Below are 11,688 nucleotides of genomic sequence, written 5' to 3' on the forward strand. Positions count from 1 at the left end.
CGAGTGCCTCGACCTCGCCCGCTACGACCGTGGCGCGAGGCCCGTTGACGGCCGCGACCGCGACCCGCTCGTCAAAGCGCGCGATCCGCGGCCGCACCTCGTCCACCGGCAACGGCACCGACAGCATGCCGCCCTTGCGCGACAACGCCTCGTCGACGGCCTGCGAGCGCAGCGCGACCACCCTTGCCGCGTCGTCGAGAGTGAGTGCCCCGGCGACGGCCGCCGCAGCGATCTCGCCCTGCGAGTGCCCGACGACCGCCTGCGGCTCGACGCCGTGCGAACGCCAGACCTCGGCCAGCGACACCATGACAGCCCACAACACGGGCTGCACGACGTCGACCTGGTCCAGCGGCAGTTCGTCGCGGAGGACCTCGATCAACGACCAGTTCACGAACGGCCGCAGCGCCGCGTCGCACTCGGCGATCTTCTGCGCGAACACCTCGTTGGTGGCCAGCAGTTCGCTGCCCATGCCGACCCACTGCGAGCCCTGGCCGGGGAACACGAACACGGTCTTGCCCGCGGTCGTGACCTGGCCGGTGACGACGTCCTCGCCGATGACGACCGCGCGGTGGTCGAACGCGGTCCGCGCGGCCAGCGTGAACCCGACGTCGACCGGGTCGGCCTCGACCGCCCGGATCCGCTCGATCTGGGCTTCCAGCGCTTCCGCGGACTTCGCCGACACCAGCCACGGCACCGGAGCGGCCTGTGACGGTACGGACTCGGCTTCAGGAAGGCTCGGCGCTTCCAAGATCACGTGCGCGTTCGTGCCCGAGACGCCGAACGACGAGACGCCGGCGCGGCGCGGGCGGGAAACCGAAGGCCACTCGCGCATCGAGGTCAGTAGTTCGACGGCGCCGGCCTCCCAGTCGACGTGCGACGACGGCTCGGTGATGTGCAGGGTGCGCGGCAGCACGCCGTGGTGCAGCGCCTGCACCATCTTGATCACTGACGCGACACCGGCGGCGGCCTGCGAGTGGCCGATGTTCGACTTGATGGAGCCGAGCAGCAGCGGTTCCTCGCGATCCTGTCCGTAGACGGCGAGGAGGGCCTGGGCCTCGATCGGGTCGCCCAGCGGCGTTCCGGTGCCGTGCGCCTCGACGGCGTCGACATCGGTGACCGCGAGACCTGCGGAGGCCAAGGCCGCGCGGATGACTCGTTGCTGTGACGGGCCGTTCGGGGCGGTGAGACCGTTGGAGGCGCCATCCTGGTTGACCGCGGATCCACGCACGACCGCGAGGATGCGGTGACCGTTGCGCAGCGCGTCGGACTGGCGTTCCAGCACGACCTGGCCGATGCCCTCGGCCCAGCCGACACCGTCCGCCGAGTCGGAGAACGCCTTCGAGCGACCGTCCTCGGAGACGCCGCGCTGCCGGGAGAACTCGATGAACGTCGACGGCGTGGACATCACCGTCACGCCGCCGGCCAGCGCGAGCGAGCACTCCCCCGACCGCAGCGACTGGATCGCCCAGTGCATCGCGACCAGCGACGACGAGCACGCCGTGTCGACCGTGACGGCAGGGCCCTCAAGCCCGAACACGTAGGACACGCGGCCCGATGCGACGCTGCCCGCGCTGCCCTGGCCCTGGTGTCCTTCCATGTCGCCGCCACCGACGACGGACTGGTAGTCGTTGTACATCAGGCCGGTGAACACACCGGTCGCGCTGCCCCGCAACGACGCCGGGTCGATTCCCGCGCGCTCCAGGGCTTCCCAGGCGGTCTCCAGCAGCAGGCGCTGCTGGGTGTCGGTCGCGAGCGCTTCCCGCGGCGACATGCCGAAGAACGACGGATCGAACTCGGCCGCGTCGTGCAGGAACCCGCCGGACCGCGTGTAGGAGGTGCCGATGTGGTCGGGATCCGGGTGGTAGAGGCCTTCGAGGTCCCAGCCACGATCGGACGGGAACCCGGTGACGGCGTCGACCTCGTCCATCACGAGCCGCCACAGCTCTTCCGGCGTCGTGACGCCGCCGGGATAACGACAGGCCATGCCGACGATCACGATCGGATCGTCCGAAGTGGACACCAGCGCGGGCAGGTTCGGCGTGACGGCGACGGCTCCGAGCAGTTCGTCACGCAGGTAGGACGCCAGCGAGCCGGACGTCGGGTAGTCGAAGATCAGCGTCGCGGGCAGGCGGATGCCGGTCGACGCGGTGAGGCGGTTGCGCAGTTCGACGGCGGTCAGCGAGTCGAAGCCGAGGTCGCGGAACTGCTGCGCCGGGTCGATCACCTGGGCGTTGACGTGGCCGAGAACCCCGGCGACCTCCACGCGGACGACATCGAGCAGCGCTTCGAGCCGATCGGCCTCGGACAGTGCGGACAGTCGTGAGACGAGCGTGTCCGCGGTGTCCGAACCGGCGACCGAACGCTTCGAGCGCGTCCGGACCAGGCCGCGCAGCACCGGCGCCACCTCGCCCTTGGCCCGCAGCACGGCGAGGTCGAGCCGGAACGGTGCCAGCGCGCCGCCGCCGTGCGCGATGGCCGTGTCGAACAGCTCTACGCCCTGCTCCACCGAGATCGGTGGCATGCCGGCGCGGCGCATGCGTTCGACGTCCACTTCGGACAGCTGCGCCGCCATGCCGCCTTCCCAGGCACCCCAGGCGAGGGAGACGGTGTTCGGCCGGTGTTCGGCGAGCGCGTCGAGGAACGCGTTGGCCGCCGCGTAGTTGCCCTGGCCCGCGCTGCCGAGCGTGCCGGCGACGGACGAGAACAGCACGAACCTGTCCAGGTCGCCCACCAGCTCGTGCAGGTGCCACGCGGCGTCGACCTTGGGCTTGAGCACGGTCGCGAGGCGCTCGGGTGTGAGCGACTCGATCACGCCGTCGTCCAGTACCCCGGCGGCGTGCACGATCGAGCGGACGGGGTGCTTCTTCAGCAGCTTCTGCACGGCCTTGCGGTCCGACACATCGCATTTCGCGACGGTGACGCGCGCGTCCAGTTCCGCGACCCACGCGGGCTTCTCACCGCGTCGGCTGACCAGTACCAGGTCCTCGACGCCCTGTGCGACAAGGTGTTTCGCGATGACGCCGCCCAGCCCACCGGTGCCGCCGGTGATCAGCACCGGCCCCTGCCAGGTGACCTCGCTCCGCACGCCGGCCGCTCGCGCGAGCCTGGCGGCCTTGACGACGCCGTCGCGGATGATCAGCTCGGGCTCGTCGATGCCCGACGCCCGTGCGACGAGTTCGCCGGAGTCGGTGTCGATGATGCCGAACCGGCCGGGGTGTTCGGTCTGCGCCGACCGCACGAGGCCTCGCACTGCAGCGCCTGCCAGGCATCCCTTGCCGGTGACGAACACGAGCTTCTCGGGCCGTTCATCGACGATCCACTCCTGCAGCCGCGCCAGTGCCTGGGCCACGAGGATGTGCGTGGCCTGGACGACCTCGCCCTCGGCGACGACGTGCTCCACCACGACGTCCGTGGCGGGTTCGGCGGGCAGGTCGACCTCGATCCAGTCCAGCTGGAACAGCGAGTCGCGGTCGGTCGTGCTGAGCTGCTCGGCCGAGACAGCGCGCACCACGAGCGCGTCCACCGACGCGACCGGTGCGCCGGTGGTGTCGGCGAGCGCGATGGCGAGGCTGTTGCCGTCGCGGGTCAGCTTCACGCGCAACCCCGTCGCGCCCGTTGCGTGGAGCTGAACGCCCTCCCACGAGAACGGGAGCCCGGCGCCGTCGTTGACGAGCAGCGCGGCGTGCAGCGCGGAGTCGAGCAGCGCGGGGTGCAGCCCGAAGCCGCTCACCGACACACCCTCGGGCAACGCGACCTCGGCGAACACGGTGTCGCCGCTCCGCCACGCCGCCCGCAGTCCCTGGAACGCGGGTCCGTACTCGAACCCGTTCTCCGCGAACCGCTCGTAGGCGTCCGCGACGTCGATCACTTCCGCGCGCGGCGGCCATTCGCCGACCTCGGCGACGGTCCCACCGGACCCGAGCACACCGGTGGCGTGCTCCGTCCACGGCTCGTCGACCGCGGCCTCGGCCCGTGAGTAGACGGTGATCGACCGGCGGCCGTTCTCTTCGACGCCCACGATCAGCTGAACCTGGACGCCGCCGCTCTCCGGCAGCACCAGCGGCGCGGCGAGCGTGAGCTCCTCAACACGATCCAGCCCGACCTCGTCGGCCGCCCGGACCGCCAGCTCGACCAGCGCCGCGCCCGGCACGAGCACCGCGCCGTGCACGGTGTGGTCGGCGAGCCAGGAGCGGCGCGACAGCCGCGCCGTGAACAGGTAGCCCGCGCCACCCGCGAGCTCGACGGCCGCGCCGAGCAGCGGGTGCTCCACCACCCCGAGCCCGGCCGACCTGACGTCGGACTTCGCGGTGTTCTCGGGCCAGTACGACTGGTGCTCGAACGCGTACGTCGGCACGTCGACCCGTCGACCGCCGGTGTACAGCTGCGCCCAATCAACATTGATTCCGTTGACGTGTACATGACCGAGTGCAGTCAACATTGACTCAACATCAGACTTGACCCGCGTCAACGTCGGAATCAACCCGTCAACCATCACCGTCAACTGCGCGTCCGGCCCCACCTCGACCACCGTCACGTCACCCAACCGTGTGACGTTGTCGTGGAAGCGGACGGTGTCGCGGACGTGGTCCACCCAGTAGTCGACCGTCGTGACATCGCCGAATGTCGACATGCCAACAACAGGCTCGTGGAATATCAGCTCGCTGATCGCCTCGCGGAAGTCGTCCAGCATCGGCTCCATCAACGGCGAGTGGAACGCGTGACTGACCTTCAGTCGCTTGTTCTTCCAGTTTTCCGCGACGGCCAGAACCTCTGCCTCAACCCCGGCGATCACCACAGACCGAGGCCCGTTGACGGCGGCAATGGACACACCGTCGGTCAGCCGAGCGCGCACTTCCTCTTCGGACGCGATCACCGACACCATCGCGCCGCCGGTCGGCAACGCCTGCATGAGAGCGGCCCGTGTCTGGACCAGCTTCGCCGCGTCCTCAAGGCTGAGCACTCCGGCGACGTGCGCGGCGGCGATCTCACCGATGGAGTGCCCGGCGACCAGACCGGGCCGCACGCCGAACGACTCGAGCAGCCGGTACAGCGCCACCTCGACCGCGAAGATCGCGGGCTGCGCGTAGCCGGTCTGGTTCAGAGTCTCGGCGTCGTCACCCCACATGACCTCGCGAACGCCTTGGAGGTGCTCCAACACGTCGTCCAGCGCACGCGCGAACGCGGGGAACGCCTCGTACAGCTCGCGGCCCATATCCAGACGCTGCGAACCCTGCCCGGAGAAGACGAACGCGAGCGGCTTTCCGCCCACCACGCCCTGGGCGACGACCTGCCCGCCGAGCACCACGGCTCGGTGGTCGAAGGTCGTCTTCAGCAAGAGCGAATACCCGATGTCCCGCGCATCGCCCTCCAGCGCGAGCACCCGCTCGACCTGCCCGTCCAGCGATGCCGCGGACTTCGCCGAGACCAACCACGGCACGGCGCCACTCTGCGGAATCGATTCCGACTGGCTGGCCCCCAGGGGGCTTTCGACCCCCATCTCAATCATCTCAGGCAGGTCTGACAGTTCTGGAGCGCTCGGGGCTTCCAAGATCACGTGAGCGTTCGTGCCGGAGACGCCGAACGACGAGACGCCGGCGCGACGCGGACGTGAGGCGGACGGCCACTCGGTGGACGTCGTGACCAGGGTGATGTCGCCGGCCTCCCAGTCCACGTGGGTGGAGGGCTCGTCCGCGTGCAGGGTCGCCGGGACGAGGCCGTGGTGCATCGCGTGCACCATCTTGATCACGCCCGCGACGCCTGCGGCTGCCTGAGAGTGGCCGATGTTCGACTTGATGGAGCCGAGCAGGAGCGGTTCGGCGCGGTCCTGGCCGTAGGTGGCGAGGAGTGCCTGGGCCTCGATCGGGTCGCCCAGGGTCGTGCCGGTGCCGTGGGCTTCGACCACGTCGACGTCGGCGACCGACAGGCCCGCGGAGGCGAGGGCCGAGCGGATGACGCGTTGCTGGGAGGGGCCGTTGGGGGCGGTCAGGCCGTTCGAGGCGCCGTCCTGGTTGATGGCAGAGCCGCGCACGACGGCGAGGATGGTGTGGCCGTTGCGGATCGCGTCGGACTGGCGTTCCAGGACGAGGAGGCCCACGCCCTCGGACCAGCCCACGCCGTCCGCGGTGTCGGAGAAGGACTTGCAGCGGCCGTCGGCGGACAGGCCGCGCTGGCGGGAGAACTCGATGAACGTGGACGGGGTCGACATCACCGTGACGCCGCCGGCGAGGGCGAGGGCGCACTCGCCGTTGCGCAGGGCCTGCGAGGCCAGGTGCAGTGCTACCAAGGAGGAAGAGCAGGCGGTGTCGACCGTGACGGCCGGCCCCTCGAAGCCGAAGGTGTAGGAGACGCGGCCGGACGCGAACGTTCCGGCGCTGCCCATGCTCTGGTAGCCCTCGAACTCGCTGCCGCTGATCACGACCGAGTAGTCCGTGTACATGACGCCCGCGAAGACGCCGGTCGCACTGCCGCGCAACGAGACCGGGTCGATGCCGGCGCGTTCCAGGGATTCCCAGGCGGTTTCGAGCAGCAGGCGCTGCTGCGAGTCGGTCGCGAGGGCTTCGCGCGGGGACATGCCGAAGAACGCCGGGTCGAACAGCGGTGCGTCGTGCAGGAAGCCACCGGAGCGGGTGTAGGAGGTGCCGATGTGGTCGGGGTCCGGGTGGTAGAGCGAGTCGACGTCCCAGCCGCGGTTGGACGGCATGTCGGTGACGGCGTCGACGCCGTCGACCACCAGGCGCCACAGGTCTTCCGGCGACGACACGCCTCCGGGGTAGCGGCAGGCCATGCCGACGATGACGATCGGGTCGTCGGAGGCCGCGGACCGGGCCTGCGCCAACGGAACGACCGTGTCGGCGCCGAAGAGTTCGTCACGCAGGTAGGAGGCGAGCACGCCGGAGTTCGGGTAGTCGAAGATCAGGGTCGCGGGCAGGCGCAGACCCGTGACCGCGGTGAGCTGGTTGCGGAGTTCGACAGCCGTGAGCGAGTCGAAACCCAGTGACTGGAACGCGCGGCCGGGATCGATCTCGTCGGTGCCCGCGTGTCCGAGGACGGTGGCGACCTGGCCGCGCACGAGGTCCAGCAACGCTTCCAGGCGCGCGGTACCGTCGAGCGAAGCCAGGCGGCCGGTGAGCGAGGCGGCGGTGTCCGAGCCCGCGACTACCCGGCGCGGGCGGGTCTTGATCAGGCCGCGCAGCATCGGCGGGATGTCGCCGCGTCCGCGCAGCACGGGCAGGTCGAGGCGCACGGGGACGGTGTTGCCGGCGGTGATGGCCGCGTCGAAGAGCTCGACGCCCTGTTCGACGGTGATGCCCGGGATTCCGGTGCGCGCCATGCGTTCCGCGTCTGCGCCGGACAGCATGCCCGCGATCCACGGGCCCCATGCGAGCGACGTTCCCGGCAGGCCGTTCGCGCGGCGGTGTTCCATGAGTCCGTCGAGGAACGCGTTGGCGGCGGCGTAGTTGCCCTGGCCCGCCGTGCCGATCGTGCCCGCGACCGACGAGAACACGACGAACGCGTCGAGGTTCGTGACCAGCTCGTGCAGGTGCCAGGCGGCGTCCACCTTGGGCCGCAACACGGTGCCGACGCGGTCGGGCGTCAGAGACTCCACGATGCCGTCGTCGAGAACACCCGCGGTGTGCACGATCGCGCGAACCTCGTGGCGTGCCAACAGGTCGGCGACGGCGGCGCGGTCGGAGACGTCGCACGCCTCGACGGTGACCTGGGCTCCCAGCGCTTCCAGTTCCGTGACGTCGGCCTCGCCGCGACGGGAGACGAGCAGCAGATCGCGGATGCCGTGCGTGGCGACGAGGTGACGGGCGATCACCAGGCCGAGTCCGCCGGTTCCGCCGGTGATGAGAACCTTGCCCTGCAAAGAGAACTCGCCGGACGGAGCCAGGCGAGCGAGACGCGGCACGAACACCTCGTTACCGCGCAACCGGATCTGCGGCTCGTCCAGCGCGAAGACCTCCGCCGGAACGTCGCCGTCCGCCTCCACCAGCACGAAACGGCCTGGGTGTTCGGTCTGCGCCGACCGCACCAGGCCCCACACGGCCGCCGCACCCAGGTCGCCGGGACGCGTGATGAACGCCAGGCAGTCCTGCCGTTCATCGGCGATCCACTGCTGCATGCGCGCGAGCACCCGCGACGTCAGGGCGTGCGCGGACTCGATCGGGGAGCCCTCGGAGACGACGTGCTCGACCTCGGCCGCAGCGGTCTCGTCGGGGAGAGCGACGGGGGTCCAGTCGACGTGGAACAGAGCCTCGCGCGCGATTCCCGAGTCATCGGCGGGGATCGGGCGGGTGACGAGCGAGTCGATCGAGATGACCGGGGTGCCGTGGGGATCCGTCGCCGTGATCGCGAACGACTCGCCCTGAGGCCGGATCTGCACGCGCAGCGCGGACGCACCGGTCGCGTGCAGCGAGACTCCTTGCCACGCGAAGGGCATGCCTCCCTCGGACGCGCTGAGGTCGGCGGCGTGCAGGGCGGCGTCCAGCAGGGCGGGGTGCAGGCCGTAGCGGTCGGTCTCGTCCGCGATGGAGACCTCGGCGTAGACGTCGTCGCCGACTCGCCAGGCCGCTTGCAGGCCTTGGAAGGCTGGCCCGTACGCGAAGCCGTTGTCCGCGAGACGCTCGTAGAACCCTTCCAGGGAGACGGGTTCCGCTCCCCGTGGTGGCCACACCGAGGTGTCGAGGGCGGTCGCGGTGCCGGACGTGAGGTAGCCGGTGCAGTGTTCGAGCCACGGCGCGTCCGGGTCGAGCCGTGAGTACACGGCGACGGAACGGCGTCCTGTCGTGTCCTGGGCGCCGACCGCGACCTGGAGCTGCACCGGGTCGTTGAGCACCAGCGGCGCGGAGAGGGTCAGTTCGTCCAGGCGGTCGAGGCCGAGTTCATCGGCGGCGCGCAACGCCAGTTCGACGAAAGCGGTGCCGGGAAACAGGATTCGGCCACCGACGACGTGGTCCGCGAGCCACGGGTGGGTGGCGGCCGAGAGCCTGCTGGTGAACACGACTCCCTGGCCGTCGGCCAGTTCCATCGCCGCGCCGAGCAGCGGGTGGGAGACGGCGGTGAGGCCGAGCCCGGACGCGTCGGTGTTCTTCGGGGTCGACGGCCAGAAACGCTGGCGCTGGAACGCGTACGTCGGCAGGTCGATCCTGGTGGCGCCTTCGTAGAACGGCGTCCAGTCGACGTCGATACCTGTGACGTGGAGGCGGGCGAGCGCGGTGATCAGAGTCTGGGTTTCGGGGCGGTCCTTGCGCAGCGAGGGGATGCCGTCGACCAGCGCGGACAGCACGCCGTCGGGGCCGATCTCCAGGAACCTCTTGTCGCCCATAGCTTGCACGGTGTCGTGGAAGCGGACCGTGGCGCGGACGTGGCGGACCCAGTAGTCGGGGTTCGCGACGTCGCCCAGGCCCGGAATGGTGGGGGCGTTGAAGGTCAGGTGTGCGATGGCGGCGCGGAAGTCGTCCAGCATCGGGTTCATCAGCGGCGAGTGGAACGCGTGGCTGACCTGAAGCTGCTTGGACTTGCGGTCCTCGAACCGGGCGACTACCGCGCGGGCTTCGTCTTCCACACCGGCGACGACGAGCGAGTCCGGGCCGTTGATCGCGGCGATGGACACGCCCGCGGTGAGGTGCGGGGTCACCTCGGCTTCGGTGGCCTGGAGCGCGATCATCACGCCGCCGGCGGGCAAGGCCTGCATGAGCTGGGCCCGCGTCTGGACGAGGGTGCAGGCGTCTTCGAGGCTGAGCACGCCCGCGACGTGCGCGGCGGCGATCTCGCCGATCGAGTGACCGGCGACGTGGTCGGCCTTGATCCCGAACTCCTGCAGCAGGCGGTAGAGCGCGACCTGCAGCGCGAAGATCGCTGGCTGCGCGGTGCCGGTCTGGTCCAGGGCGTCGGCGTCGTCACCCCACATCGCGCTCACGTCGAGGTGCTGCGCGATCTCGTCGAACGCGCTGCGGAACGCCGGGAACGCCTCGTACAGCTCGCGGCCCATGCCGAGACGCTGGGAGCCCTGGCCGCTGAACAGCATCGCGAGCTGCTTCTCACCGGCGACACCGCGCGCGATCTCAGCACCGTCGAGGAGGACCGCGCGGTGCTCGAACAACGTGCGCGACGAGAGGGCGTGGCCGACGTCCTTCGCGTCCGCGGTGACGTCGCGCAGCCGGGCGATCTGAGCGGTGAGCGCCGCCTCGGACTTGGCCGAGACGAGCCACGGAGCGCTCGGAATCGATTCCGACTGGCTGGCCCCCAGGGGGCTTTCGGCCCCCATCTCTATCGTCTCAGGCAGGTCTGACAATTCCGGGGCGGGCGGTGCTTCCAGGATCAGGTGCGAGTTCGTGCCCGAGACGCCGAACGACGAGATGCCGATGCGGCGCGGCCGGTCGACGGACGGCCACGGGGTCGCGGAGGTCAGCAGCGAGACCGAGTCCGCCGTCCAGTCGACGTGGGACGAAGGCTCGGTGACGTGCAGGGTGCGTGGCAGGACGCCGTGCCGCATCGCCTGCACGACCTTGATCACCGAGGCGACGCCCGCCGCCGCCTGCGTGTGACCGATGTTGGACTTGATGGAGCCGATGTAGAGCGGGACGGCGCGGTCCTGGCCGTAGGTGGCGATCAGGGCGGCGGCCTCGATCGGGTCGCCCAGGGTGGTGCCGGTGCCGTGCGCTTCCACGGCGTCGACGTCGGCGGGCGTCAGGCCGGCGGAGGCCAGCGCGGCGCGGATCACGCGTTGCTGCGACGGGCCGTTCGGCGCGGTCAGTCCGTTGGAGGCACCGTCCTGGTTGACGGCGGAACCGCGCAGCAGCCCCAGCACGTGGTGGCCGGCGGCGACGGCGTCCGACAGCCGCTCCAGGACGAGCAGGCCGGCGCCCTCGGCCCAGCCGACGCCGTCGGCCGAGTCGGAGAAGGCCTTGCAGCGGCCGTCGGAGGCGAGGCCGCGTTGCAGGGTGAACTCGATGAACGAGCTCGGCGTGGCCATGATCGTCACGCCGCCGGCCAGCGCCAGCGAGCACTCGCCGCCGCGCAAAGCCTGCATGGCGAGGTGCATGGCGACAGAAGAAGAGGAGCAGGCGGTGTCGACGGAGACCGCGGGGCCCTCGAAGCCGAACGTGTAGGAGAGACGGCCCGACAGCACGGACGCGATGAGGCCGGTGGAGGCGTGCCCGTCGCCGTCCACCGACACCAGGTCCGCGTAGTCCTGGCCGTTCGTGCCCACGAACACGCCGGTCTGCGAGCCGCGCAGCGCCGCAGGGTCCAGGCCCGCGCGTTCCAGGGCCTCCCACGTCAGCTCCAGCATCATGCGCTGCTGCGGGTCCATGCCCAGGGCCTCGCGCGGCGAGATGCCGAAGAAGCCGGCGTCGAACGAGGCCAGGTCGGTCAGGAACCCGCCTTCCTGCGCCAGTGACTGGTCACGCAACGAGGACAGGTCCCAGCCGCGGTCAGCCGGAAACGGGGAGACCAGGTCCCGTTCGGAGACAACGGCCTCCCACAGCTGCTCGGGTGTGGTCACCCCGCCGGGGAAGCGGCACGACATGCCCACGATCGCGATGGGTTCGCTGTGCTTCTGCTCCAGTTCGAGGACGCGTTCGCGAGACCGGCGCAACTCGACCGTGACTCGCCTCAGGTAGTCGGCAACCTTGTCCTGCTGCTCTTCCTGCACTGGTCCGTCCTCATTTCGTGCGGGCAAAC

1 protein-coding gene (running past one end of the window) is annotated in these 11,688 nt (G+C 70.4%); it reads right to left on the reverse strand.

The features are described 5' to 3' along the window. Positions 1-11,686, reverse strand: partial view of a type I polyketide synthase gene (locus tag OG205_RS19275; protein WP_442916793.1) — the start only. 15,662 nt of this gene lie to the left of the window's left edge; the window shows 11,686 of its 27,348 coding nt (coding positions 1-11,686); the start codon lies at positions 11,684-11,686; the stop codon falls past the left edge of the window. Positions 11,687-11,688 lie beyond the last annotated feature (2 nt).

This window comes from Lentzea sp. NBC_00516, from assembly GCF_036346835.1.
Lineage (GTDB): Bacteria > Actinomycetota > Actinomycetes > Mycobacteriales > Pseudonocardiaceae > Lentzea > Lentzea sokolovensis.